Origin of the sequence: Streptomyces sp. NPDC059743 (assembly GCF_042732975.1) — a bacterium.
Taxonomy (GTDB): domain Bacteria; phylum Actinomycetota; class Actinomycetes; order Streptomycetales; family Streptomycetaceae; genus Streptomyces.
In genome coordinates this window covers 106,442-131,083 of the sequence record NZ_JBHWGS010000018.1, presented here as the reverse complement: position 1 = coordinate 131,083, position 24,642 = coordinate 106,442, and the positions used below count along the sequence as shown (strand labels likewise).

General features: G+C 70.3%; 18 protein-coding genes and 1 pseudogene. 4 read left to right on the top strand and 15 right to left on the bottom strand.

The annotated features are described in order from the left end of the window. From ACFV6H_RS29425 to ACFV6H_RS29415, 3 genes and pseudogenes are all read left to right on the top strand, one after another. A pseudogene (locus ACFV6H_RS29425) lies at positions 1-585 on the top strand (hypothetical protein); the annotation flags it as partial. Between the two features lie 364 nt (positions 586-949). Further along, positions 950-1,381, top strand: a complete 432-nt coding sequence (locus ACFV6H_RS29420; RefSeq protein WP_385548101.1) for a GFA family protein — start codon at positions 950-952, stop codon at positions 1,379-1,381. A gap of 89 nt (positions 1,382-1,470) precedes the next feature. Then, the gene (locus tag ACFV6H_RS29415) at positions 1,471-2,034 is read left to right on the top strand and encodes a GNAT family N-acetyltransferase (RefSeq protein ID WP_385548098.1); all 564 of its coding nucleotides are present in this window, start codon (positions 1,471-1,473) and stop codon (positions 2,032-2,034) included. 172 nt (positions 2,035-2,206) lie between these two features. Here ACFV6H_RS29415 and ACFV6H_RS29410 read toward each other — a convergent pair whose 3' ends face one another. The 13 genes from ACFV6H_RS29410 to ACFV6H_RS29350 all read right to left on the bottom strand — a co-directional run bounded on the left by ACFV6H_RS29410 (position 2,207) and on the right by ACFV6H_RS29350 (position 20,855). Next, positions 2,207-4,729: a Helicase associated domain protein gene (locus tag ACFV6H_RS29410; RefSeq protein ID WP_385548257.1), complete on the bottom strand. Its 2,523-nt coding sequence runs from the start codon at positions 4,727-4,729 to the stop codon at positions 2,207-2,209. Between the two features lie 116 nt (positions 4,730-4,845). Continuing rightward, the gene (locus ACFV6H_RS29405; RefSeq protein WP_385548095.1) at positions 4,846-5,625 is read right to left on the bottom strand and encodes a PIG-L deacetylase family protein; all 780 of its coding nucleotides are present in this window, start codon (positions 5,623-5,625) and stop codon (positions 4,846-4,848) included. Between the two features lie 258 nt (positions 5,626-5,883). Then, entirely contained in the window at positions 5,884-8,193 is a 2,310-nt protein-coding gene (gene fxlM / locus ACFV6H_RS29400; protein ID WP_385548092.1) for a methyltransferase, FxLD system, read from the bottom strand. 39 nt (positions 8,194-8,232) lie between these two features. Further along, positions 8,233-8,886 (bottom strand): M15 family metallopeptidase, encoded by a 654-nt coding sequence (locus ACFV6H_RS29395; RefSeq protein WP_385548089.1) that lies wholly within the window; start codon positions 8,884-8,886, stop codon positions 8,233-8,235. Then, positions 8,883-9,911, bottom strand: a complete 1,029-nt coding sequence (locus ACFV6H_RS29390; protein WP_385548086.1) for a GNAT family N-acetyltransferase — start codon at positions 9,909-9,911, stop codon at positions 8,883-8,885. The genes ACFV6H_RS29395 and ACFV6H_RS29390 overlap by 4 nt, the downstream gene beginning before the upstream one ends. 8 nt (positions 9,912-9,919) lie before the next feature. Continuing rightward, positions 9,920-11,371 carry a phosphotransferase gene (locus ACFV6H_RS29385; protein WP_385548083.1) on the bottom strand — a complete coding sequence of 484 codons (1,452 nt, stop codon included), beginning with the start codon at positions 11,369-11,371 and terminating at the stop codon, positions 9,920-9,922. Further along, positions 11,368-12,237 carry a class I SAM-dependent methyltransferase gene (locus ACFV6H_RS29380; RefSeq protein ID WP_385548080.1) on the bottom strand — a complete coding sequence of 290 codons (870 nt, stop codon included), beginning with the start codon at positions 12,235-12,237 and terminating at the stop codon, positions 11,368-11,370. The genes ACFV6H_RS29385 and ACFV6H_RS29380 overlap by 4 nt, the downstream gene beginning before the upstream one ends. Beyond that, complete coding sequence (locus ACFV6H_RS29375; protein WP_385548077.1) at positions 12,234-13,427, bottom strand: protein-L-isoaspartate O-methyltransferase; 1,194 nt, start codon at positions 13,425-13,427, stop codon at positions 12,234-12,236. Before ACFV6H_RS29375 ends, ACFV6H_RS29380 begins: the two co-directional genes overlap by 4 nt. Positions 13,428-13,567: 140 nt before the next feature. Next, positions 13,568-14,965 (bottom strand): MFS transporter, encoded by a 1,398-nt coding sequence (locus ACFV6H_RS29370; RefSeq protein ID WP_385548074.1) that lies wholly within the window; start codon positions 14,963-14,965, stop codon positions 13,568-13,570. Positions 14,966-15,121: 156 nt separating this feature from the next. Next, on the bottom strand, positions 15,122-16,588 hold the full coding sequence (locus ACFV6H_RS29365; protein WP_385548071.1) for an NUDIX domain-containing protein: 1,467 nt from the start codon (positions 16,586-16,588) through the stop codon (positions 15,122-15,124). A 59-nt stretch (positions 16,589-16,647) separates the two neighbouring features. Then, entirely contained in the window at positions 16,648-18,774 is a 2,127-nt protein-coding gene (locus ACFV6H_RS29360) for an ATP-binding cassette domain-containing protein (protein WP_385548068.1), read from the bottom strand. A gap of 117 nt (positions 18,775-18,891) precedes the next feature. Continuing rightward, positions 18,892-19,758, bottom strand: coding sequence for an endonuclease/exonuclease/phosphatase family protein (locus ACFV6H_RS29355; RefSeq protein ID WP_385548064.1), 867 nt, complete (start codon positions 19,756-19,758; stop codon positions 18,892-18,894). Beyond that, positions 19,755-20,855 (bottom strand): aldo/keto reductase, encoded by a 1,101-nt coding sequence (locus tag ACFV6H_RS29350; protein WP_385548062.1) that lies wholly within the window; start codon positions 20,853-20,855, stop codon positions 19,755-19,757. The genes ACFV6H_RS29355 and ACFV6H_RS29350 overlap by 4 nt, the downstream gene beginning before the upstream one ends. A gap of 107 nt (positions 20,856-20,962) precedes the next feature. On the opposite strand from ACFV6H_RS29350, the gene ACFV6H_RS29345 reads away from it, so the two are divergent. Continuing rightward, the gene (locus tag ACFV6H_RS29345; RefSeq protein WP_385548059.1) at positions 20,963-21,550 is read left to right on the top strand and encodes a hypothetical protein; all 588 of its coding nucleotides are present in this window, start codon (positions 20,963-20,965) and stop codon (positions 21,548-21,550) included. A 61-nt stretch (positions 21,551-21,611) separates the two neighbouring features. Here the strand turns inward: ACFV6H_RS29345 and ACFV6H_RS29340 are convergent, their stop codons facing one another. Together ACFV6H_RS29340 and ACFV6H_RS29335 are read right to left on the bottom strand one after the other, a co-directional pair. Then, positions 21,612-23,762 (bottom strand): B12-binding domain-containing radical SAM protein, encoded by a 2,151-nt coding sequence (locus ACFV6H_RS29340; RefSeq protein ID WP_385548056.1) that lies wholly within the window; start codon positions 23,760-23,762, stop codon positions 21,612-21,614. A gap of 166 nt (positions 23,763-23,928) precedes the next feature. Then, entirely contained in the window at positions 23,929-24,639 is a 711-nt protein-coding gene (locus tag ACFV6H_RS29335; protein ID WP_385548053.1) for an HAD family hydrolase, read from the bottom strand. Between the last annotated feature and the right edge of the window lie 3 nt (positions 24,640-24,642).

The window sequence follows — 24,642 nt, the reverse complement described above, 5'->3', positions numbered from 1 at the left end:
GCCGAGGAAGCTGATCGGAAGAAGGCGGAGGAGGAGCGTCTCGCCGCCGAGGAAGCTGATCGGAAGAAGGCGGAGGAGGAGCGTCTCGCCGCCGAAGAGGCTGATCGGAAGAAGGCGGAGGAGGAGCGTCTCGCCGCCGAGGAAGCTGATGCTGAGGACGATGACTGGGGCGAGGATGATGATGCGTTCGACTCCGCCACAGGGAAGGTGACGCTGCAGACCTACGTACCGTCCACGATCGCAGCAAAGGTCAAGCAGATGCAGCAGACTGGGAAGTCTGCGGAGACGATCGTCCTTACCGCGGTGGCGGAATGCGCCGATCGGCTGCCCGAGCTCATCGCTGAGGCGCGGGGTCCCGTCCGAGAAGGTGGCTTGTTCCCAGGTCTCAAGGTGATCGAACGTGGCCCGGGCCGGCCTAAGAAGATCGAGCCAGCCAACACTCGGCTTCAGTACTCGGTGTCCACGAAGTGGATCCCAACTTTGAAGCAGACCGCGAAGCGGCACAAGCTAAAGCAGTCTGTCCTGGCACGACTTGCGCTGGGGGAGTACTTCAACGTCCCAGTTCGCATAGAGCGTTCTTCGTAGGGCGCTCCCGAGCTGTCGCCGCGACGCCAGGGATCGCTCGAGCGAATCTGAGTCTGTTCTGCGGAGGGCCCCTGGACGTGAGGGGCCCTCACGCCTCTGAATGACCGGCTTCGTACGTTGCGAGCCGCCCGGTCAACAGCTGAGGCAGACGTCGGCCCGGACTGGTACGTGCAGGCGGCCGCTCGGGTCCGTGGCCTGATTCGCCCCGCGCCACCGGAGCGTGCCTTGCCCGTACGGCGGCCGTCGGCCTCGCCAGGTCCTGAGAGTAAATACTCGGGATCGACCTGTGGCGAGTTCCTGGTGTTCGCGGAGCCATGACAGACTCCGTGGCCCAACTTATGTACATCTAGCGGGAGATGAACTGATGAACACCACCTCCGAAGTCGCCGCGTCTGCTCAGGAGCGCTCCGGCGGATGTCTGTGTGGGCGGATCCGCTTCACTGTCAGGGGCAAGGCCATCTACCCGCATACGTGTAGCTGCCCGCACTGCCAGAAACTCGGCGGTGGGCCGATGATGTGGTGGGCCGGCTTCGCACCCGAGGAGGTCACCTGGACTGCCGGAGTCGAGCCGACCTGGTTCACCACGTTCGAGGGGGAGGCTCAGCGCGGCTTCTGCTCGAACTGCGGCAGCCGTCTCGCGGGGATCGACAGCGACATCCCCGAGCTCGGCATCGTCGTCACGGCCCTGGACGACACCACCGGTGACGATCTCGTCCCCGTCAACCAGTCTTTCCGCGACAATTCCGTGCACTGGTTGCCTCAGGTCCCGGACACCCAGAGCAGCTCCGTCGGCTGAAGCGCACTTTGTGCAGTGAGAAGGAAGAGGACGGTTCTTCGTCTGCGCTGGATCCACCGCTCCGCCCGGCGCCTGGATGCACGCCAGCCATGTCCCGTGTGCTCACCGCCGCCGACGGGCACCATCGGCGTCATGTCCTTCTTGCCCAACGCCCCGACGCCCCGACCGCGATGCGTCCTCTGACGCATAGGGTGACCGCGACGCCATACGATCACCCGGACGCCCGCCGCCTCACCCAGGCCCTGCGCGCCGAGCAACTCGGCTTGTACGGCTTCGCCGACGACCCGGAGACCACTCCCGAGACGGACTTCGCCCCGCCAGCGGGCCTGTTCCTCATCGCCCACGTAGGCAACGATGCGGTCGGATGCGGAGGCGTACGCCTCCGCGACGAGCACACTGCGGAAGTCAAACGGATGTATGTCTCCGGAGATGCTCGCGGCCGCGGCATCGGGCGGTGCCTCCTCGAAAACCTCGAACGGTACGCCACCAGCCGCGGCGCAACGCGGATCATGCTGGAGACCGGACGGCGCAACCGCGCCGCCCTGGCCCTCTACCATCGCACCGGTTACATGCCCTGCCCCTCCTACGTCGCCGGGCGCGACCCCCGAGTCAACCGGGCCATGACCAAACAGGTACCGCTGACGGTCGCCTGACGACCGGGCGCAGGCGTAGGCGGCTGGCGAACTCACCCTGGCGTGCGCGCCGGCGTGTCCCTGTGGGGTTGGTGCCGACGTTGCGGCGGCGCCAGGGCTCAAGATGATTTTGTCTGATGGCGTCGCCGAGCCGGACGACGGGACCTCCACTCCGGTCGCGTCCAATCGCGGGTCACGATGGCGCCTGTGTCTTCTCGTACCAGAGCGGATCGATCGCGGAGAGACGTTGTTGTGCGTCTGAAGGAAGTTTTCCTTTCCCGTGCTTCTTGCGCTGCTGGTAGAGCCAGTTTTTCAGCGAGCCGGGGGGAACATCGAGGTGGCCGTGGGCGGCGTGAAACCCTTCCAGCTCGGCGTATCGGCTATCCCAGCGTTCCTGGATGGGATCCCACGGAAATCCGATCTCGTTGAGCAGGGTCTCCTGCTCTGCGAGCAGGGTGCCGGCTCTTCTGCTGACCCGCTGTGTCCTCATCCACAGGCCGACTTTCATGCCGTCGACGGTGGTGAGATCACTGGGAACGGCCCAGTGGCCCTTTTCGGCGTGGAACCTTTTGAGCGTCTCGTAGGTGTTGCGCCAGGCGGCATCGCGCCGGTTGGTGAAGTCGATGCCCACCGCCTCCATCAGCTTGATCTGCCACGGTGCGAGCCGGCCGTTCCGGTGGGCGGCGCGCTGGCCCTCCAGCCACACTGCCTCCGGGGTGCTGGCGGCAAGGCGGAGCAGGCTTCCGCGGCGGTCGTAGATGGTCTTGAGGTCGCGGTAGCGGCGCATCCAGCGTTCTTGCGCACCGTCCCAGGGGAAGTTGATCGCATCCAGCAGCGCGGTGCGCTGCTCAGTGATCTTGCCCGCGCGCCGTCGGCTCCGTTGCTGCGTACACCAGTTGAGGACAACCAGTCCTTGGGGGGTGAGGACGCTGTCGTCGAACACGAAGTGGCCCTGCTCCGCCGCGAGGCGCTTCACCTCCTGGTAGGTCACCATCCAGCTTGTGCTGAGCTGGTCCCAGACGATGCCGAGTTTCTCCAGCAGCGCCTGGCGCTCCTCGCTCAGCTCACCGGTGTTGTATGCGACGCGTTGTTTGGTCCACCACGCTCCCAGCCTCAGTCCCTCGGCCGTGACCCAGTGGGATGGGATGTCGGTGTTGCCGAAGACCTGCTGATAGGCGGAGGCGGCGCCGTAGTACTCCTGCCAGGAGTTGGTTGCGGTGCGGACGGTCTGCACCGTGATGGCATTGGCGAATCCCGGGGGAACGGGAACGCCGGTGATCCGCAGCCAGTCCGGGAGCGCCAGGAGGTCCTTGTCGTCGGCGGCGAGTTCGCCGGGGGTCCCACGGAGGTCGTCTTCACGGTCCGTGCTCGTCGGGCGGGCTCCGAGGTCCTGGCGCATCTGCGCGAGGCGCTCGCCGAGTCCGTCGTCGTGCGCGCACAGGGCTCGGACTATCTGCCAGACCGGGGCGAAGGCGGAGGTGCTCAGGGCGGCTTCCGGGTCTTCACCTGGCTTGAGCAGGACGGGCACGATGACCGACGCGGTCTTGGGACCGGGGTGGCTGCCACGCCGCAGGGCACGCCCGACTGCCTGAATGCAGTCGATGGCCGAGCCGCGGTTGTCGATGAAGGCGATGGAGTCCACGGCCGGCACGTCGATGCCCTCGCCGAGGACTTTCGCGTTGGTGATGACAACGAGCGAGTCGTCTTCGGATCGGAGCCGGGTCAGGGTCTTCTGCCGTTCGGACAGCGACTGCTCACCGTGGACGTGACCGACCGAGAGGTCGGCGGGGCGGACCCCGGGGGCCAGGTGGGCAACGGCGTGCGGCAGCGTACGGGCGAACCAGTGAGCTGCGACGACCCGATTGTGGAAGGTGATCATTCTGCGCAGCCCGAACTCGTGGGCCGCGCGGAGGATGGCGATCTGTGTGGCGAGCACAGCCGGGGATATCGCGGAGTGCCCGCTCTGGTAGAAGTCGCCGTCCGGGCTACTGGCCGCGGCACGGACCTGCTCATCCGTCACGACGGGCACGATGATGCGGTAGTTGGCTAACAGCCCCAGGGAGATCGCGCGTGAGAACCCCAGACGATAAGCGACCTCACCGTAGACCTTCTCGTCGTCCATGCTGATGGTGTCGTCGCCCGACCCGGTGAAGATCTTCGGCGTAGCGGTCATGTACTGCCGTCGGGCTGCCGGAATGAAGGCGTTGCTGTGGATCATGGCGGACGCCTTGTCGGCCCTGCCGGCACTTCGATGAGCTTCGTCCGGGATGATCAGGTCCCACAGTGGCAGTTGGAACTCATCGTGCGCTGCCGCGACGACGGGCAGGCTCGCGTATGTGGTCGCGACCGTGACGCGGCCCGGACCGGCGGTGAGCTGGGCGAGGTCGGCGGCGCTGGTGGTCACCACGGCACGCTGTGCACGAAGCTGGGGCTGGTGGTCGCGCAGGACTTCCTTGTCCGAGCACACGGCTACGACCCGGCCGAGCCCCGCGTCCCCGAGGACCTCTCGCCATTCTCTGAGCGTCTGCGTGATCAGCTCCAGGAACGGCACGACGACCAGGACCCTCCTGACGTTCGACCTGTCCGCAAGGACTCGGACGCTCGCGGCAGCAGTTCGGGTTTTCCCCGTGCCGCACGCCATCACTGCGGTAGCGCGCTCCGCCCCCTCGAACGCCTCCACCAGGGCATCGACTGCTTCTTGCTGGTGAGGCCACAAAGCGGGCCCAGATATGGTCGGCAACTGTTTTCCTTGATAACGAGAAGAATCGTGGGTTTGAGCGGAGCCGGCTGTTGCGGGTTCTCTGGGCAGGCCGGTCCGGCGGATGCGGTGGGTCAGACCGTCAGTCGCGTCAAGCCGTGCGGGGCAGGGCCAAGTCCGATGCGGGTGTAGTACTCGGTGGCCAGAATGCGATTCCGGGCCCCGTGCGGAAGGCGCGACAGAATTCCGGGCAGTGGCCGTTCGCCTTCGAGTTGGCTGCGGTGCGAGCAGATCGCGGCCCACTTCTGATCGAGCTGCGGCGTCACGTCCACGGCGGCGGTCGCGTACTCGTCCGGCACGCTCAGCAGCGTCTTGCCCACCCCTTGAAGGAGCGGGCCCAGGTCACCGATTCCGGAGCGGGGGTGGGTGGCCGCGTAGAGGGCGCCGGTCTGCCACGGCTCACCGGACTCGGAGTAGAGGGAAGGGAGAGCGGCGGCCTCCACCGCGAGCAGCGTCACCTGATGGGTGCGCCGGTGGTCCGGGTGCCCGGTGAGCTGGCCGAGCACGTCATGGGTCACTACGACGGAGGGCCGGAACTGCCGGATGTGCGCGACCACTTGAGCGACAGCCTCGTCCAGGTCCACGTCGCACCACCGAAGCTGTCCGGGCGCCGACGACTCGTTGCGGGCGTCGCCGAACCCGAGCATCCTCGGCTCCCCTGCGCCCAGGACGCCCAGGGCGTCCGAGAGCTCGGCGGCCCGCGGGCTGTCCGCGGCCCAGGTCGCGGTGACGACCCCCGTGGGGGCACCGCTGGCAGAGCGCTGCGCGAGTACGCCACCGGCCAGGATGCTCTCGTCGTCGGGGTGGGCGAAGACCCCAAGCAGTGATTTCAGTTCGGGCGCGGGTGGTGGCACGAGGAACGCCTTTCTCGCAGTGAAACAGGTTGATGCCAGGGCTCAGACACCCGCCGCGGCGGCACGCTGCCTCCTGGATGATTGCGGCAGGACATGGCCGCTAGGCGGCTGAGCCGGGCTACCAGCAGCAGGAAGGACGGGCGGAACGCCTCCCCGGTCAGGTACGCGGTGAGCGAAGGGTGCGCGCGCACCAGGAACGAGGCCGGCGGCCCACCGGCCTGTGGCGGCTCCGATCTCGCAGGGATCGGCTTGGCGGAGTCAGGCCCGCTGACCGCCGCCCGCGAGCAGGGCCTGCGTCCCGTCGGGAACGCGGCCGGGCCACTGGAAGATGAGCCTGGCGGAGGGCTTGTCGAGCACGTCACCGGCCGGCAGCTGTTCGTCGGGGGTGCCGGCCGGGTGGACGGTCAGCGGCGGGTAGCCGCCCTCGCGCACCACCTGGTCCCAGGTGCGCACGCAGCCGGCGAACTGCTCCGCCACCTCGCTGGCGGCCGGGCCGTAGGCGTGGACGAAGAACTCGGTAAGGCGGTCGGCCGGGTCCGGGGCGTCCTTGACCTTGCGGTAGGTCAGGTAGGCGAGGGAGCCGTCCGACAGCATCGCCGCCGCGTCCTGCTGCGCGACCAGCGCGGACCCTTCCCGGGCGGTCAGGCGGCAGAACCCCGGCAGCGTCGTTGCGGCGTAGACCTGCAAGGTCTCGAAATTGAAGGTGCCCCGGACCACGAGGCCGGTGCTGACCTCGCGCCGGGGCCCGCGCAGCGCCTCCTCCAGCCCGGAGGTGTCACCGGGCTCGCCGTCCTCCCACCGCACGGTGACCTCGCCGTCGGCCAGCCGGACGGCGGGAGCGGAGCGCGCGGCGGCGCCGCGGTCACGTACGAAGCCGCAGTACGTCCAGTGCTCGCAGTGCAGCACGTCGCCACGCCGCACCAGGGTGAGGGAGCGGGTGTAGCCGCCCATCTCCAGCGGCACCACCAACCGTGCTCCCTGGGCGAGTTGTTCCCGCCAGGCCGGTGCGATGTCTGCCGCGTTGTGGGTGATCATCACCCCGTCGAACCCCAGGGCGGGGACGTGGCCAGGTGCCCCGAGACCACCGTCGCCGAGGACGGCGGTGACACGGCCGCTGCCGGCCTCCGCGCCCAGCCGCTGTGTGCGGTGGACCACGTACGGATCGACGTCCACCGTGACGACCCGTCCAGCCCGTCCGACGACGTGGGCGAGCAGTTCCGCGTTGTACCCGCCGGAGCCGACCTCAAGGACTGTTGCCCCGGGCTTCAGCTGGAGTTGCTCGGCCATGTCGGCCTGGAGCCAGGCGGCGCTGACCGAGCTGGTCGCCTTGCCGTTCTTGTCCCGGCGGGTGACGACGGCCAGGTCGTCGTCGTACGCGGTCTTGAGGTCCGTCTCCGGTGCGAACCGGTGCCTCGGCACCGTGCGCAGCGCCTCTTGGACAGCGGCCGAGGGCGCCCAGCCGCCCGCGATGACGGAATCTGCCATGCGCCGGCGTAGCCGGACGGCTTCGGCCGGCTCCCCGGTCACCGGCGCCAGTTCGGTGGCGTGCGGATAGGTATGGACCGGCGGCAGGCCGGAAATGACGCCGGGCCACACGGCGTCCAGAGCCTGCGCGGCCGGGGTGAAAAGCGGGCCGAGGCATCCCAGGGCGTGGGGGTCGTGCCATTCCCAGCGGGTGAACTTCTCCGGCTCCGCGGTGGTGAGGGTGCCGGTGAAGCTGGCGATCCGGATGACGGCGGTCACCCGCGGGACGCCCTGGGCGGCGTCGGTGAGGATGGCCAGCACGGTGGCACCGGTGGCGCGCAGACCCGTCTCCTCGGCGAGCTCGCGGACCCCGGCTCCGTCCAGCGACTCGGCTCCGTCGATCTTCCCTCCGGCGAGCTCCCACATCCCGCGCTTGGACCAGCCGAGCAGGACACGCCCGTACTCGTCGGTGACGACGGCCAGCGCCCCGGCAACGGCGTTGCCGGTGGCCGGCACAGATCGTTCCGTGGCGACCGTGTCCGCGCACGGCCCGCGCAGGACCAGCGCCGCCAGGTCGCCGACGGCGATGCGCTGCACGCTCGTCCATCCGCAGGTGAGGGCGCTGATCTCATCCTCGTCCAGTGCGATGTGCCGCCTCTCGGCGGAGGTGTGCGCCGCCAGCGGGGTGACGACCAGTACGGTGCCGCCCTCGCGCAGCCGGCGCCCCAGTGCATGCAGGACGCGGGTGCGGTCGTGCACGAAGGCCACGGACAAGCGGAAGACCACCAGGTCGTACAGGGTGTCGTCCAGCGGGGCGGGGTCGTCGCGTTCGATGTCCAGGCGCAGCCACCGCACCGCGGTGTCGGGGTGGTCCGTGCGGGCCCGCGCGAGCGCGGCGTCCACCGCATCGACGGCGTCCACCTCGTACCCGAGCGAGGCGAGGTAGACGGACATCTCGCCCGTTCCGCAGCCGACGTCAAGCGCGCGGCCGCCCTCCGGCGCCGGCGCGTGCTCGACGATCAACCTCTTCTCATCGTCGCCGAGCCGACGGAACCCCCGCCCCTGGCTGTAGTGCGCGGACCAGTCGGTCAGGGTGATTCCCACAGATCGCTCCTCGTTCGTGATAGGTGGGGTGGCGGGTTGTCAGGGCAGTTCGACGGGGCCGTAGAGGGCGGCCGGCTGCCGGGTCTGCAGCGCCCAGTACCGGTCCCCGGCCGAGTAGTGCCACCATTCCGTGCCGTAGTTGATCAAGCCCGCTGCGGACAATGCGCCGCTCAGGGTGGCGCGGTTCGTTCGGGCCCGGAGGCTGAGGCCGGGGGCGTTGGTGTAGCAGGCACCACCGGATTCCTCCGGTGAGGCGTTGACGCGGGTGCCCATGTCCAGCTCGCGGCCCTCGTGGTCGATCAGCGTCACGTCGACGGCCGCGCCGGCGGAGTGCGGCGCGATCTCCGGAGGCGAGACGAAGCGGCTGGTGGCATCCCGGAGTTCGGCGGCTTGCCAGTCCGGGTGGGCGCGTGCGAGCTCGGCGGCGTACTCCTCGAAGTACGTCCGCTGCAGGGCTGGCGGCCGGAAGCCCTCGACGAAGAGCAGCAGCACTCCGGTGGGCAGCAGCGACTGGGCGTGCAGCAGCCGGACAAGGACGCCTTGCCGTACGTGGGCCCAGGCGCCGGCCGCGTCGCGCTTGCGGTCGTCGACCCTCAGGCCGTGCGCGCGGACGTCGACGAGGTCCTCGCCGCACTCCTTCACAGGGATCGCAGCCACCCGGCGGTCGGACATCAAGATGATGCTGCTGGTCATGCGTTCCCCCAGGTGTCCATGTATGCGGCCACGCCGGTTCGGCGGGCTTCCTCCACGGCGCGGAGCCGTGCGAAATCGTGGGCCGGCATCAGTGGCTCCCATTCGGTCAGGGGTAGTACGCGGGCCTCGTCGTGCTCGCGCGGGTTGAGGGTGAGGGCGCGGATCTGGGCATCGGTGAGGCGTCCGCCGTCGAAGACGAGCTGGAGCGTGCTGTACGGACGCCGCGCCCGGGGCTGCCCGAACACGGTGGCCAGCAGCCGAGGCGGGCCCGCGGCGGTCATGCCGGTCTCTTCCCGGCACTCACGCACCACCGCGTCCCAGGGCCGCTCGCCCAGATCCATCGCGCCGCCGATCATGTGCCAGGGGTGGCCGGGGGAGTAGACGGAGTGCAGCTGGAGCGGCCGGTCATGCTCGTCGGTGACGTAGAGGCAGACGAATGCGACGGCCTTGGGCAGAGACTGCGCGTGCTGCTCCGGCGGCACCCACGAGGAATCCGCTCTCGCATCAGGAAGCGGGACGGCGGATGTGCTGTGCCGGGTCATCCGCATGAGCGCCGGGTCGCCGCTGAAGCCGAACTCCCGGTACAGGGGCGCGGCCTCCGCGCTGGTGTGCAGCTCGAACAGCGTGACGTCCTCAACGTCGGCCAGGTGGTCCAGGAGCGCGGAGACGACGGCCCGGGCATGGCCGCGGCGCCGGTGGTCCGGGTGTGTGGCAACCAGTTGCACGCGGGCGGCCAGGCCCCGGGGGTAGGACCGGGCCGGGAGCACGGGGTGGATCAGGCCGAGGGCGCAGGCCGCCATCACCCCGTCGGAGGCGTCGACGACGAAGCCGCGCGCATCGCCCTCCGGCGCCAACCGTGGCCCCAGCTCGACTGTGCACCGCCGGATCCACTCCTCGGTCATCGGCGCGGACAGGACGTACTGGGAGCGCATCCGGATGATGGCCTCGGCGTCAGCGGGAGTGGCCGCGCGGACCGGCAGCCGCCCGGCATCGCCCTGCGGACCGGGTGTGGCAGTGGGCGCCATGTCGGCGTTCACCTCGCGTCTCTGGTCGGTGAGAGGGGCGCACGATGCTCGGCGCGCAGCCGAGCCAGCGTCCGACGTCCCCGCTCGACAAGCTCGGGGTCACCGTGGGCGGCGCCGTAGGCGATCCCGCTCACGGAGTCGAGCGCGGCGTCGACGACCAGCCGGGCTTCCTCGGCAGCGGTCAGGGCTCTGCCGTATCCGGCCCGGAACGCCTCGAAGAGGTCGGGGCGGTCGGCCCAGGCGTCGGACAGGCGCACCAGATCCCGTACGGCCGGTCCCGGCTCACTGCGCTCGAGGTCGATCACCGCCAGGAAAGGCCCGGCCTCCGCCTCGGCAGGGGCGGCGGGGATGTCGGGGTCGTAGAGGATGTTGCGGAGCTGGAAATCGCCGTGGGTCTCCACCCACTCCAGTGGCTCCAGGCGGTCGGCCTGCGCGATGAGGGCGCGGACGAACTCCTCGTCGCCCAACTTGAGATGAGCCCGCGCTGCCGCAAGATGCCGGTCCGCCTTGGCGATCGCCGGACCGCTGCCGGCCGGAGCGGGACGGGCAGGACCGGATTGATGGATGCGGCGGGCCAGCGCGCCGATCCGCCGGAAGACCGCCTTCTCCCGCTCCGGGCCCAGGACCACGCCGTGCAGGGGACGGCCCGGCACCGCAGTGATCACCACAGCCCGCAATGTCTTGTCGGCGGCCACCAGCCGGGGCGCGGCCGCGCCCAGCGCCGGCGCCCACGTCCGCAGCCCCCGCACCTCCCGGCCGTGGAACCGCTGGTTCTGGTGCGCCTTCACGTACCAGGTGCCGCCCTGGGCGCCGTCGGCGCGCCAGACGCGGCTGTTCTCCCGCGCCCACGACGTGTCCGTCCATCGGGTGATCCGGCCGACCGCCCGCTCCGCGAACTCCACTAGTGCCGCCTCGGGACCGCCAGGGCCCGGCCCGTCGGCCACGTTCGGGACGAGGCGCAGCCGGTCGGCCGCAGGGTCGAAGGCGATGGCGTCGCCGGGCATCTGGAAGTGCACGGCCAGTCGCGCGCTGGCGGTGTAGGCGTCCAGGCCGGCGCGGCAGTACGCCACCATCCCGGTGGGCAGCGCGTCCAGGGGCGCCCATTCCATCGCATCGCACACGTCCGGCTCCGCGATCCGTGGCTCCCCCTGCCACCGGCGGACCTCGAAGAAGTGACCGGTACGGCTGACCCCGCCGGGGCTTCGGTGGTGCACGGTCACCGCAGCCCGCACGTCGGCCGGATCGATGACGACGCCGGTCTCCTCCCGCGCCTCGCGCACCAGGGCGGTGACGACGTCCTCGTGCGGACCGTCCAGATGCCCGGAGGGAAGGTGCCACAGGCCCGCGGCGTAGACCGGGCCGGCCCGCCGCGACAGCAGCACCTGCGGCCCGTCGGCGGTCTCCCGGCGCAGGATCAGGTGGACGTCCACCGGCTCGGTGTGCCGCTGCCGGCCGTTCATCGCGCACCTGCCGGCCGTCGCGCGAGCAGGACCGTGAACACGCTCTCCTCCAGCAGGCTTCCGCCGTCCGTCAGGTCGTCGAGCAGCGCCCGGGCCTCCTCCTCGAACGCCGCGTGCCGGTCGGCGAACAGGTCGGCCCCGGCGAAGGAGGTGGTGCGCAGGTAGCCGAGCACCCTCTGCGGGGTCCAGGACCGCGTGATGGGGAAGCGGTGATCGGCCACGTCGCTCCACGCCGAATCCGCGAGCTCCTCCTGGAAGGGCCGGATCGGCTGGGGATAGTCGCCCATCGCGCCGGCGCGCCGCCCGGGCCCCAGATACTGCTGGATCAGGTGGCGCAGCGCCCGGGTCCAGTCCGCCTCGTAGGTCCACAGGCTGCCATCTCCCATGATCGCCAGCGAGGCCTGCGGTGCCGCGACACGGTGCGCCATCGCCAGCACGTCCGGACCGCTCATCCAGTGAAAGGCCCGGCAGCAGGTGATCAGGTCCGGGGTCCACCACTCCTCACCGGGCAGCGGTGCGAGGGGCTGATAGACGTCGGCCGAGGTCTGGACGAGGCTGAGGGTGCAGCTGCCGAGCAGGGGCGTGAGCGCGACCCTGGCCTGGGCGAGCATCTGCCGGCTCCAGTCGACCCCTTCGACACGGGCAAGGGAGGGCAGAGCCTTGAGCAGGGCCTTGGGGACCTGCCCCGTGCCGGTGCCCAGGTCCAGCAGCGTCGGATCAGGAAGGTCGCGGAGAGTGCCGGCCAGCAGCTCGGCCGCTTCGGCCGGCACGCCGGGCCGGTAGCGGTCGTACCCCGCAGCGGCCGCGGCGAACAGGTCTGCCTGCTCTGCGGGCAGCGCGGGAAAGGGATCATCGGGATAGCTCACGGGGCGGATCCTTCATCGAGCGGGCGGAGGGCGGGAAGCAGCCAGGACAGTCGCCCGCATGCCGACACGGCCCGCTGGCGGCCGTCCGGCCCGAACAGGAGGCGGTAGCGGCTGGGGCTGCCGGCCGCACGCCACCGGGCGGCCAGGTCCTGGAGTTCTTTCCAGATGTCGCGCGGTCCCTGGGTGGTGACGTCCCAGCGGCTGTGGCTCACCGGCTGCACGCGCAGCCACGAGCCGCAGCCGGGTGCGCCGATCGTCAGATCCTCGGCGCCGAAGTCACGCACCAGTCCGCCGAGGAGGTGATCGGCGGCCAGCCACAGGCCCCGGTCTGTGTCGGCCGGCGGCGCCAGCATGCTCCGCTGGGTCCAGGTGCCCGGATCGGTGGCGATGCGCCGACGGAACTCCGCGGTGAGCCAGATCCGCTCCATGCCGTGCCCGGCCCGGTGAGCGAACTCCACAGCCCGCAGATCCGCCTGGACCTTCCCGTCGGCGGTGCGCTCCACGACGGCAAGGCCGGGCCACGACGGGGACGCGCTACTGACGTGCGCCAGCAACGTGCCCCCCGGCGCGAGCTGCTCGACGAGGGCCGCCGGTACGCGCTCCACCGTGTACGACACGAAGATGCGGTCGAACTCCCGGCCTGGGACGCCATGTTCGCCCGAGCCGCACACCGTCTGCGGGCGGAAACCGAGATCGGCCAGGCGGTCGGCGGCCGCGGCGATGAGGTGCTGGTCCCGGTCGAGGGTGGCCACGCCCCGGTCGCCGCAGACCTGGCAGGCCACCGCGGCGGTCACCCCCGCACCTGTTCCGACATCCAGCACCCGAAGCCCCGGGCGCAGATCCAGCTCCTCCAGCAGTGAGGCGGTCAGGCTCATCACGGTCGACATCGACGTGATCGACGCCCCCGACCGCGTCTCGCGCGCCCGGCCCAGCAGCGGCTCCCCGTCGTGCTGGACGAGCACACTGCCTCCGCCGTACAGGAGCCCGAGCAGCTCGGAGCGGTCCTGCGGCGCCGACCAGTCCAGCAGATCCCACCGTGGCGGCTCCTCGCCCGGCCCGCTGCGGCGGACGTACGCCTGCGGCATCAGCACTTCACGGGGGAGCGCGAGGAGGGCGTCGCGGATCAGGCCCGGTGCGAGAACCCCTTCTTCCTCAAGGCAGGCGACCATCGCCGCCCGGGCGGCCGTCACCTGAGATACGTCATCGGCAGGCCGACGCGGCAGAGGAAGGGCACTCGGTGCAGCGGGGTCGGACAGCACGGCGCCCTCCAGGGGATCAAGCGGCGCGAAAGCCACACAGGGCGGTGGTTCTGGCGAGTTCTGCAGCTCCTTCACGGGGCATCGCCCCCGTGCGAGCGGTCGAGCCAGGCATCTTCCGGCTGCGTGGCCGCGGGCTCCTCCGGTGGCGCCGTCCGGGGCGCGGGCGGCGACTGCACGGGCGGGGCGGCTGGGCCGGGCCGCGTCGGTGGGTCCGGCATCTGCCGCAGCGCGCGCAGCGGGGAGTTGGTGAAGACGAGCAGAGGCGCGAGCAGCAGGAAGGTACCGGCGGTCAGGGCGGGCCGAACCCCGAGCCACGTTCCCAGCCCGCCGGCGAGCAGCGCGGCCACGGGGCGGGCACCGGACGTCAGCCAGGTGCTCACCGCCTGCATCCGCGCCTGCATGCCTCGGGTGGTGATGATCTGACGGATCGACCGCTGGGTGGTGCCCGCGGCCCCGGCGCAACCCAGCTGCACGAACAACGCCGCCGCGATCGTGATCTGCCAGCGAAGGCCTGGAGAGGCGAGCAGCAGCGGAATCTGCGTCAGCGGGGTGATCGCCAGCGCCGTCGTCATCATCGGCCCCGGGCCGTAGCGGCGGACGAGCGCGGGGGCGGCCAGCGCACCTGCGGCCGCGCCCAGAGCGCCCACGCCGAGGACCACGCCGAAGGCAGTCGCGCTCATCTCCAGAGTCCTCAACAGGTATAGCGCCCACAGGGTATTGAGCAGCCCCAGCGCGAAGGACGTCGTGGCGTTGATCAGAGTCAGGGTCCACAGTCGGTGCTCGCAGCGCACGTACCGCAAGCCCGCGCTGATCTCGTCGCGCAGCCTGCCGCGGTCGGTGCGAGCGCGCACGGGTTCGGTGGCCTGGATGCGGGCGGTGCAGCCGGCGCTGATCAGGTAGGAGGCGACGTCGCCGAGCAGCGCCCGGGCGGGGCCGAGCGCCGCGGTCAACGCGGCGCCGAGGTTGCTTCCGCCGGTCGCGGCGACCGCGAACAGCGCGCCGACGCGGCTGTTACTCCGCTGGATCAACGACCGGTCGACGAGAGCGGGCAGGAGACTGATCGCCGCAGCGTCGTGCAGGACGCTCGCGGCCCCCTGGACGACAGCGACGATCATGAGCTGGGTGAGGGTCAGGGTGCCGAGCGCGGCCGAGAACGGCACGGTGGCGAGCGCCGCAGCGCTGACCAGATCACCGGTGATCATCTGTCGGCGTTTGGAGTGGCGGTCGGCAAGCGCGCCGGCGTGCAGGGCGAGCAGCGCGGGCGGGAGCTGCCCCAAGAACGTCAGCCAAGCGACCTCAGCGGTCGTCGCGTGGAGGTGCAGCACGGCCAGCACCGGCAGCGCCATCTGGGTGATCGAGCTGCCGGCCACGCTCGCGGTCTGTCCCGTCAGGTACCGGCGGAAGTCGCGGTGCTGCCACAGCGAATCGCCGGACGAGGCGGACCCGGGGGACTCAGTGCGGGAGATCACGCAGCATCACCCCGGCTTCCTCCAGGTACTCCCTCATGCACCGGCGCCCCTCATACCGGGCGCGTCCGTACGCTTCCGGGAACGGACCGGCCGGCACCGGACCGTCCTGGGCGGCCGACAGTCCGGCACCGCGGCCGGTGCCCGCGCGCACGCCGTTCACCAGCCCATCTGCGAGTAAGTGCGGCCTTCAGCGATGCCGCTGATGGCCGTGCGGGTGTAGGGGACGAGCTGCTCGGGGAGGTCCTGCTGCGGCCACCACTGCCAGGCCAGGCACTTGTCGGGCTCACGGACCTCCACAGCGCCCTCCCAGCGGCGTGCCGTGAAGACCAACTGCAGCAGCGGCTGTCCGCCCGGTGCGTCCACGACGTGCACGACGTGGACCAGCTCCACGTCCGCAGGGTCGATGTCCAGTCCCGCTTCCTCCCGAGCTTCTCGGACCAGACATGCCACCGCCGATTCCTGCTCACATCTCCCTGCCAGGTAGTGCCAGGTGTTCCCTGCGTACACGGAGTCGGGGTGGCGCAGACCGAGGAGGATCCGGCCGTCGTTGTCCTCCAGGTGAAGGTGAACGCCGATGCCGTTCAGCACGGTGCGGCTGCCGCCGTCCCACACCGGCGGCATCTCCGGCGCGGCCACGTGCGGGGCGTTCTCGGCCGCGTGCCGGTCGATGAGGTCGCGTGTTGCGGGGCTCAACCGCAGCCGGTCCATCTGGCCGGGGGTGAACCAGCGCAGCAGGACCCCTTCGTGCAACCGGAGACGATCGGGGTTGCCGCGCCAACGGCCGGCGAAGACCTCGATGGGAACGCTGAGCCCGTCGACGCTGGTGGCCGCCCCCACGGCGTACGGCTCCAGGACATCGAGGCGGAGGTCGGGGACCTCCTCGGACAGTTCACGCAGCAGGGTGCCCTCAAGGCCCAGGTCGCCGGGTTCGCGGCCGCCGCCGAGAAGGTCGAACGCCCCGGACTGCCAGATGCCGGGTGCGTGGTCGCGCAGATGAAGGAGGTAGCGGCCGGCCCCGTCGTGGATGAGCGCGGAGGCGTTCACTGGCTCCGGCCGCCCGTCCATCTGCGCCTGCAGAAGTTTCGCCCGCAGCGTCGGGGAGGTGACCTCGGGTAGGGGGAGCCACTGGGCGCCGGAGACCTCCTCGTCCTGCAAGGTGATCGTCGGCGGCTCCCCGTCGATGAGGTAGAACACGTAGCGGAAGTCGAAGTGCCGATGGGCCGGTTCGCCCTTGGCAGGGTTGGCGTCGATGTGGTGGACGTCGATGTCGATCGGAGAGCCGAGAGTCTGCCGGGCCAGGCACAGGGCGCCCGGCTCGATCCCTGCTTCCTCTTTCACCTCGCGTAGCGCCGCGGCGAGTAGCGTGCGGTCCCCGGGCTCGATGTGACCTCCGGGGACGAGCACGAGGCCGCCGCTGGCCCGGTGCCGGATGTGCAGGACCTGGCACCGGTGGTCGATGACGGCGGCGCTGCAAGTGACGTGAGCGGGCACGGTCGACCGGGCGGTCGCGTCGCCGGGCTGGTCCAGCGCGGCCATCAGTTCGGCCAGGGTGTCGCGTTCGTCCGGGTGCTGATCGAGGTACGCCTCGACGGTCTTGCGGATCGAGGAAGGGCTGGGTGACACGAGCGTCGTCTCGCTTTCGGGTGCGGGGGCGGCCGGGCTTGTGCAGGTCGGGCCAGCGGTCAGCCCGCCTTCTCGTTGTTGGACGGTCGCGTGCCGCGGGGGCCGGGGACGGGGTGGGCCGCCGCCGCGAGTCCGTACTGGGCGGCCTGCGCGGTGAACATCCCCTGGTACATGCCGCCTTCGCGAGCCATCAGGTCCGCGTGCGCGCCTTCCTCGACGACGGACCCCTGATCGAGGACGTAGATGTGGTCGGCCTTCATGGTGGCGGCCAGCCGGTGAGTGACGAGCACGACGGCGTGACCCTGTTGCGCCAGGGACCACAGCCCCTCGAACGCCGCGATCTCCGCATGCGGATCGAGAGCGCTGGTGGGTTCGTCAACCAGCAGGAACGGCGCCTGCCGGTACCGAGTTCGCGCGGTACCCAGCTTCTGCCACTGCCCGCCCGAGAGCTGAACCCCGCGTTCGTAGCCCTTGAAGACGATGGAGTCCCAGCCGTTCGGAAGGCCGTCGATCAGGGTGAGCACGTCCGCGGCCTGGGCGGCGTTCCGGACACGGTCCATGTCCCGGGGACGGTCGCCGGCGCCGATGGCCACGTTCGCGGCGGCGGTCATCTCCCAACGAGGGAAGTCCTGTGCCAGCAAGCCGACCGAGGCGAACACCCGAGCACGGTCCGCCTCGCGGAGCTCAACGGCCTCGCCGGCCCCTCCCTCCCACCACACGCTTCCATCCGTGGGCAGCAGCAGGCCGGCCAGCACCTTCGTCAGCGTGGTCTTTCCCGAGCCGTTCGCACCCACAAGTGCCGTCACCTTCCCCCGGGGCACCCGCACGCTCACCTTCTCCAGCGCGGGGCATGAGGCTCCTGGGTAAGTGAAGGACACCTCCTGCGTCCGCACCTCCCGCACAGGCTCCGGCAGGGCAGCGCCCGAGCGCGGGATCGCGTTCTCCCGCGCCACCTCGATGGCGTCCTCGGTGTCGGTGAGGAACAGCAACTCCTCGTAGAGCCGGTTGATCTGCTGTACCAGCGACGTCAGCCGCGCCGTCGAGGTTCGAATCGCGATGACCGCCGTCCCACCGACGGCGAGTGGCAGACCACCGGTCGACAGGAGCCACCACAGCAATCCGTAGCAGGCCAGCGATGCCAGGCCGGCGAAGCCGCCCGCGACCAGGTCGGTCGAGGCCTGGGCCCGGGCAAGGCGCCGTTGCTCCGCCTCGGTCTGCCTTGACATCTCCTCGTAGCTGGACAGCAACTTGGTGCCGGCCGCGTGCACACGGATCTCGCCGGCGGCGTGCGGACGGGTGAGGTAGGCCAGCAGGGAAGCGATCGCCCGCCGGTGGTCGACCCAGTTCAGGCGCGAGAGGTAGTCGCGGCGCGCGGAGCGGACCGCGCCCCACCCCTTGGGCACGGCGATGGCCAGCAGCATCGGCAGCAGCGCCCAGTGCAGCGACGCCAGCACGACAGCGGCCGCCGCCATGCCGATCACCACGTTTCCCACGCCCACCGACAGCCGGAGCATGCTCCGGGCGGAGTCAGTGCCGAACTTCCCTGCCTCCAGGACCCGCTGCACCTCCGGCCGCTCGGTCGCCTCCACCTCCACGTGGGTGACGGCCGTGTAGTACCGGGCGGACACGGCGCGCTCCACCTGCGGCTCCAGCCGGCCCGACATCGCCGTCGACCACGCCGACAGCAATGCGGTGGCCACCGCCGCGACGGCGAGGACCACCAGCGACGGCAGGGCGTCGCGGAGCTTGCCCGATGTTGGCCCGTCGGCGAACAGTTGTGTGAGGACGTTGTTGACCGCCACCAGCCCCCACCCTGCCGTCACGCCCTGCCCGAGCTGGGCCGCCACGACACCGGCGAGCGCCCGCCGGTCCGTCTGCCATCCGGTGCGCAGCACCATGCCGACCATGCGCGGCAGCGCGGCCGCCATGTGCCCGAACTTCAGCCGGGTCAGCGGGCCCTCGTGGCGGACGAAGGACTGGTCGTAGCGCAACCGCCCTCCGTACAGCTCGCGCTCGGCGTCCGAAATGCCGCCCGTCGTGGCGGTCTTCAGCAGGTTCTCGTTCTCGTCGCTGTCGGGTTCGGCTGACGTCAACGTGTTCCCCCTCGTGGACATGGATGGCGGCTTCGGCGTGTCCAACGACGCCGCCACGATTTCGAACACCTGTTTTTCGGTCGGGTTGTGCACGGTGGAATTGAGCGGATCTCTCAAGGTGGACCGTGCACCGACCCTTGCCGCGCAAGAGCGTGCGTCCGTGGGCGGAATGGCCGAAACGCCGATGGTCAGACGGGCCGCTGTACCCGATCAGCTGGCATGCGACGGTGACGCCTCGCTCTGTCTGCCGGGGGCCGATACGTCCAGGCGGAGGGTCATGACCGCGTGGTCGGTCAGACCGGCCTGCCGCGGCCCCTGGTGGTAGTCACAGGCGAGGACCTGGCCGGTGTGAGGTGTGGAGACGAAGAGGTGATCGAAGCGGAAGCCGTTGCCGCTGCGCCCGTACCAGGAGTGGGCAGTCGTGTCGGGGTGCAGGTGCCGGAAGGCGTCGGTGAGGCCGACGGCCCGGAAGGAGTCGTAGAAGGCGTACTCCCACTCGCCGAACACCTTGTGCGGCGGCTGATGGCCGCGCTCGAGGACGTTGAGATCGCCGGCCACGATGACGGGCATGTCCGGGAAGGTGCGGCGGAGCTTCGGCAGGGCCTGCGTGACCGCGTTCTGGAAGGCTCGTTTGGCGACGTTGCGCTGGTCCTTCGGGCCGCGGGAGGGGACGTACAGGCCCAGGATGCCGACTGTGTACCCGCCCGGGCCGTCGATGGTGACGCGGGCGGCCGGGGCGCGGTGCGGCGTGACGGTGACTGGTGTATCGACCGGCCGAGCGTCGGCGGTGCGGCAGGCGATGACCGTGCGGTAGTCGGCTCCGTCAGGCTGCGTGGCGATGACGGCGTCGTACCCGCCGTCGGTGAGCGCGGTGAGGAGAGCGTCGTGGGAGGAGGACATCTCGGTGAGCACGGCGATGTCAGCTTCCTCCTGGTCGGCGATCCATTCGGCCTGCCGCCGGGAACGCTCAGGGGAGGCGTGCTGGGCGTTGAACAGCAGCAGCCGTACGACGTCGTCGGCCGGCCGGTGTGTGGGCGCTTGCGAGGTGATCAGGGACATTTGCTTGGGGGAGGTCATCGGCGGGCGTCTTTCTCGTCGAGGAACACCTCGCTGTGGGCGTCCAGGTTCTGCTGGAGCCGGCCGAGGGTGGTGCGGGCGAAGTTGAGTTCGTCGTCGGTGAGGGGGGTTTCCACGGCGGCCAGGTTCTCGGTGACCTGCTCGGGTCGGGTGAAGCCGACCAGGACGGCGGCGTTGTCGGCCTGCTGCAGGCAGATCTGCAGGGCTACTCGGGTAAGCGTGGCCGGCGCGGCGCCGAACCGTTCGCGCAACGGGGACAGACCGTCCTGGATGATCCTCAGCGCTCCGGGGGTGAACCATGCCTTGCGCAGCCGGTGGTCGCCGGGAGTGAAGACGGGCGGGTGGTCGGGGTCGTACTTGCCGGTGAGCAGGCCCTGGGCCAGCGGTTTGTTGATCAGCACGCTGGCGCCAAGGGATGCCGCCAGGGCGAAGATGTCCGGACGGCCGCCGGCAGGCGGCGGGGTCAGCGCGTTGAACCGGGCCGCGAGGTAGTCGGGGCGGATCTGGTCGGCGAGGTAGGCGAACCGGGCGTACTTGTCCCCGCGGAGTTCCTTGGCGACGGTGACCCGCTCGGTGGCGTAGCGGTGCGGGCCGCGCATCCCGACTGCGGTGACCAGGCCCTGGCGCTGGAAGTCGCGCATCTGCGCGACGGCCTCGTCCAGGTAGCGGTCGTCAGGCCCGAAGTCGGCGTTGTGGAGGAAGTAGATGTCCAGGCGGTCGGTGCGCAGGTTCTCCAGCGTCGTCTCGAGCTGACGGCGCATCGCCGAGGGCAGGTAGGCGTGCCGGGCCGTGCCGCGGTGGTAGCCGACCTTGGACGACAGCACGAGCGTGGCCCGGTCGACGGTGGCGACGAAGTCGCCGATAACCCGCTCGGAGTGCCCGTGTCCGTACACGTCGGCGGTGTCGACGAGGTTCACGCCGCGCTCGTAGGCGGTCTCCAGACCACGGCGGGAGGAGGCGTCGTCGGCGGTGGACCACCCCATCGGCAGGCCCAGGTTGTGGTCGGGGCCGCCCAAGGCCCAGGCTCCGATGCCGATCGGATGGACGGACAGGCCGCGGGCGAGGACACGGCGCGGCGGAGACTGCGCTGCATTCACAGGAAGCACCTCTTAGTTCTCATTTAGTGGCAAACGCTGATATACCGATTCACGGAGTGAGTATGGTGCGTCGAGTGACGACACAATCCCCCTTCACCGACCTTGACTTGAACGCGATCACCGAGCGGCGCTGGGTCGACCGCCGGGACTTCACCGACGCTGAGTTCGAGCGCGCCCGCGCCTTCTACGAGCAGATGCGCGCCGCCGACGAGCGCCTGGAGCAAGTGCGTGCCGAGGCTGCCGCCTTGATCAGTGAGTGGACTGGGCACAAGCCCCGCGACGTCGGCTCTTTCGGGACCCGGCTGAACCTCGAGACCTCCGACCTGGACCTCGGCATCGGCTACCCGGTGGAGGACCGCGACCGCCTGCGGGAGGTCCTCGCGCCGCACACGACGTTCCTGGGCGAGCGCAAGACCCGCTTCTCCACCTCCCGGCTCGTCTTCGCCTTCACCGTGGACGGCATCGAGATCGACCTGAGCGCGCTGACGGTCGAGGACTTCGCCGTCTCCTGTCGGATGCTCGACCAGATCGACACGACCATGACCCCGGAGGAGCGCATCGCCCACACCTGGGTCAAGCACCTGCTGCGCAGCTCGGGGCGGGTCGAGGAGTACGCGACCTGGAAACTCGTCACGTACGCCCGCTTCTGCCCGGAGTTCAACTGGGTGCCGATCCCGGAAAAAACCGGCGCCTGACCACGAGGCGTGGGGTGTCCCGCCCGGGAAGCGGCGGGGCACCCGGTTCCTGGCCGGCCGCTCACGCACAGGACTCTCCCGCGTTGATCAGCTCCCAGCTCGCCGCTGCTGCCCAGCGGCCGTGCTCGCGGGTGAGCATGGCCGCATGCTCACCGGACAGATGGCGGCCGACTTCGAACACGGTGGTGGCCATCTGCTGGCGCAGCAGCCCGGCGCGGGCCTCCAAAGCCGCCACGATCCGCACGGTCAGTACGTCCTCCTGCTCAGGCTGCTCCAGGTCGTAGTGCTCGATGGCCGCGATCATGTCGCCGAGGACGTGGTAGGCGGCGTCCTTCAGCACCACGCGGGCCTGGCGCACCGCGTGCCGGGACGCGCCGTCGAGGACTTTCTCCAGGCTCTTGAGGGTGTAGTCGAGGGCGAAGTGGCGGTCCACCCACCGCTGCGCCCAACTGCTCGCCACCCCGATCCGCCAGTCCCGGTATCGGCAGGCAACGCGGCCCATGAGCGGCTCGGCCTGCCCGGTCAGACCCGCGGCGGTCGCCTGCCGGGTGTAGGCGGCACCGATCAGGCACTCCATCGACACCAGCATGTAGCTGATCCCGGTATGCAGCGGCCGGCCGGTGGCGTGCTCGGCCACCCACTCCTCGTCGCGGACCCCCCGGACGATCTCTCGGGCATCCAGGTCGGGCTGGGGGTACAGCAGCAGATCGGTCCGCCCCTGGAAGGCGTAGGTGGCCTTCAGCTCGGCCAGGGTCATGAGCGGGTCGAAGGTGATGTAGGTGTAGCGGGTGGGGACCGCGAGCGCGGACAGGGTGCGGATCGCCAGCGCGTTCTGCCCGGCGGTGGTCTCCTTGTTGAAGCGGGTCAGGATGGAGTCGACGCCGGACTCCACGCCGAACAGCATCCGGCGAAGCCCCAGTTCCACGAGGGTGCGCCACATCTGCGCCCGTTCGATGTGCCACGCCTCGTCCTGGTCGGTGCGTACGGTTTGGTCGATGCGACAACTGGACTCCCAGGCGAACCCGGCCGCGTGCAGGGTGCGCGCGAGCTCCAGGACGCGGCCGACGGCATCTGGGCCGGCGCCGATGATCTCCTCGTCGACCAGGTACAAGGTGCGGGAGATGTCCGGGTACCGGTCGAAGACCTGGCGGATCTCGTTGAGGATCCAGGGCAGCAGGGTCGGGGCAGCGCCGGCCCACAGGCCCTTGTGGCCGCGCGGGCAGAAGGAGCAGGTGTTGGTGCAGCCGCGGCTGGACTCGAGCTGCGCGACGCCGTGGTGGGCGAAGGTGGCCGGCAGTAAGTCGAGTTCGGGCAGGATGTCGCTGCTGGTGTCCCGGGTGACCGGCTTGGCGGTGCGGCGCCGGCCGAGAACCATGCCGCCTCCGCGGGCGGCGCCGGTGTAGCCGATGCCGGGTATCTCCTCGCGGGGGATGTCGCCGTGCCAGTGGGCCAGGATCCCTTCGATGGTGGCCTCGCCCCCGCCACGGGCAACGAGCAGGTTCGGGTAGCGCTGCAAGAGCAGAGCTTCGTTGCGAGCGGTGAGGCTTCCGCCGGCCACTACCAACGGAGGCGCGGGCAGGGAGAAGGCGGCGTCGAGGAGCCGGATCATCAGGTCGTGCTGGCCGAACGTGGCGGAGATGCCGACGATGTCCGGTTTCTCTGTGATGAGCTGCTCGATCAGGTCCTCGATGGTGATGCCTAACTGCATGTCGGCCAGGGTGACCGTGCCCGTGAGCGTGGTGCGGGCCGCGCGGGCCACGTCGCTGATTCCCAGGGGGAAACGCGGCATGGGGAAGAACTCCGGGTGGTACAGGGCCATCAGGTGCACGTCCGGCCGGGCAAGCCGCTCGACGGCCGTCTCAGTCAACTCGGCGAACGACAGCCACGAGTCGGCTGTAGCCAACTGGATATGCTCCTTGGCCCATTGCGGCCAGCGGCGGGAGGCGTGGTCGGCACCGGACAGGTCGGCGGCGATCCACTTGCTGCCGGGGCGTTCCAGGAGCAGCAGGCGCCGTTCCAGAGTTCCGGTGACCTTCACCCGCCCCGCCTCCCCACCAAGATGGGCCTCCAGCCGAGTCCGCAGGCTGTTGGGCGAGGTGAGTAGGGGCGCCAAGGCATCCCGGTCGGTGTCCGTGAGCGGGCGCCTGCCAGGGTGCGCTGTAGCAATGGCGCGGACCAGTCGGTCCAGCACCGTTGTGTGCCTGTCGTCCATGCCAGAGTCCTTCCGAGGCGAGGGGCTACCGCGCCCCGGGGTGGGTGCGGGAGATCCCCGGAGACGGCGGAGCGCTATCAGTTGTCAGGCAGTGCGAGTAGGCGCCACTGAGCAGTCGCGGGGTTGGTTTTCCGGCGCGACGCCGTAGGTGGGCGCGAGCCGCACATCACTCGATGACCTCGATGAGCTGGGCAAGCCGGGAGATGACGAAGGTTCCGTCCACCAGACACTCGGGCGCTGCTGTCGGCGGGCGGCGGCTGTCGACGAGGACGGCCCGCATGCCGGCGTTGCACGGCCCGATCACGTCCTTGTCCAGCCGGTCGCCGACGAACACGATCTCGCGCGCGGGTGCCTCGGCCGCCTCGATCACCTGCTGGTAGAACCGGTCGAATGGCTTGGCCGCGGCGACCTTCACGTCGCTGGAGCAGACCACGCGCATACAGTCCAGACCTGCTGCGGCCAGCGTCGCCCGGCGTCGCTCCGGGGGGCGGCAGGTGTTGCTGGCCAGCACCGTGGTCCGGCCGGCCGCGTGCTGTGCGCGCACCGCGTCGGCCGCGTCCGGATCGATGGGGTGATCGCCGCACTCTCGCCAGATCTCATCAAGCAGCGTTTCCAGGGGGAGCAGGCGTACGCCGTGGCGGGCCGCAGTGGCGCGCACGAGGCGCTCAAGGGAGTCGGGCAGAGACTCGGTGTAGTACCGCCACATCGATGAGTCGAAGCTGGTGGCGAACTCGGGGCCGACGTCGCTGCCGATACGGGTCAGGACGCGGCGGACCAGGGCGCCGTTGGGGCGGCACCGTTCGGCGGTGGTCAGCGTGCCCGCGAAGTCGAACGCGATCGCGCTGGGCGGTGACGGCTTCTGAGAAGGTGACGACACGGG

Excerpts from the sequence above, each read along its gene's own strand:
- ACFV6H_RS29355 (WP_385548064.1), bottom strand. The coding sequence starts at position 19,758 with ATGACCTCCCCCAAGCAAATGTCCCTGATCACCTCGCAAGCGCCCACA.
- ACFV6H_RS29415 (WP_385548098.1), top strand. The coding sequence starts at position 1,471 with ATGTCCCGTGTGCTCACCGCCGCCGACGGGCACCATCGGCGTCATGTC.
- ACFV6H_RS29390 (WP_385548086.1), bottom strand. The coding sequence starts at position 9,911 with ATGGCGCCCACTGCCACACCCGGTCCGCAGGGCGATGCCGGGCGGCTG.
- ACFV6H_RS29340 (WP_385548056.1), bottom strand. The coding sequence starts at position 23,762 with ATGGACGACAGGCACACAACGGTGCTGGACCGACTGGTCCGCGCCATT.
- ACFV6H_RS29420 (WP_385548101.1), top strand. The coding sequence starts at position 950 with ATGAACACCACCTCCGAAGTCGCCGCGTCTGCTCAGGAGCGCTCCGGC.
- ACFV6H_RS29395 (WP_385548089.1), bottom strand. The coding sequence starts at position 8,886 with ATGACCAGCAGCATCATCTTGATGTCCGACCGCCGGGTGGCTGCGATC.
- ACFV6H_RS29385 (WP_385548083.1), bottom strand. The coding sequence starts at position 11,371 with ATGAACGGCCGGCAGCGGCACACCGAGCCGGTGGACGTCCACCTGATC.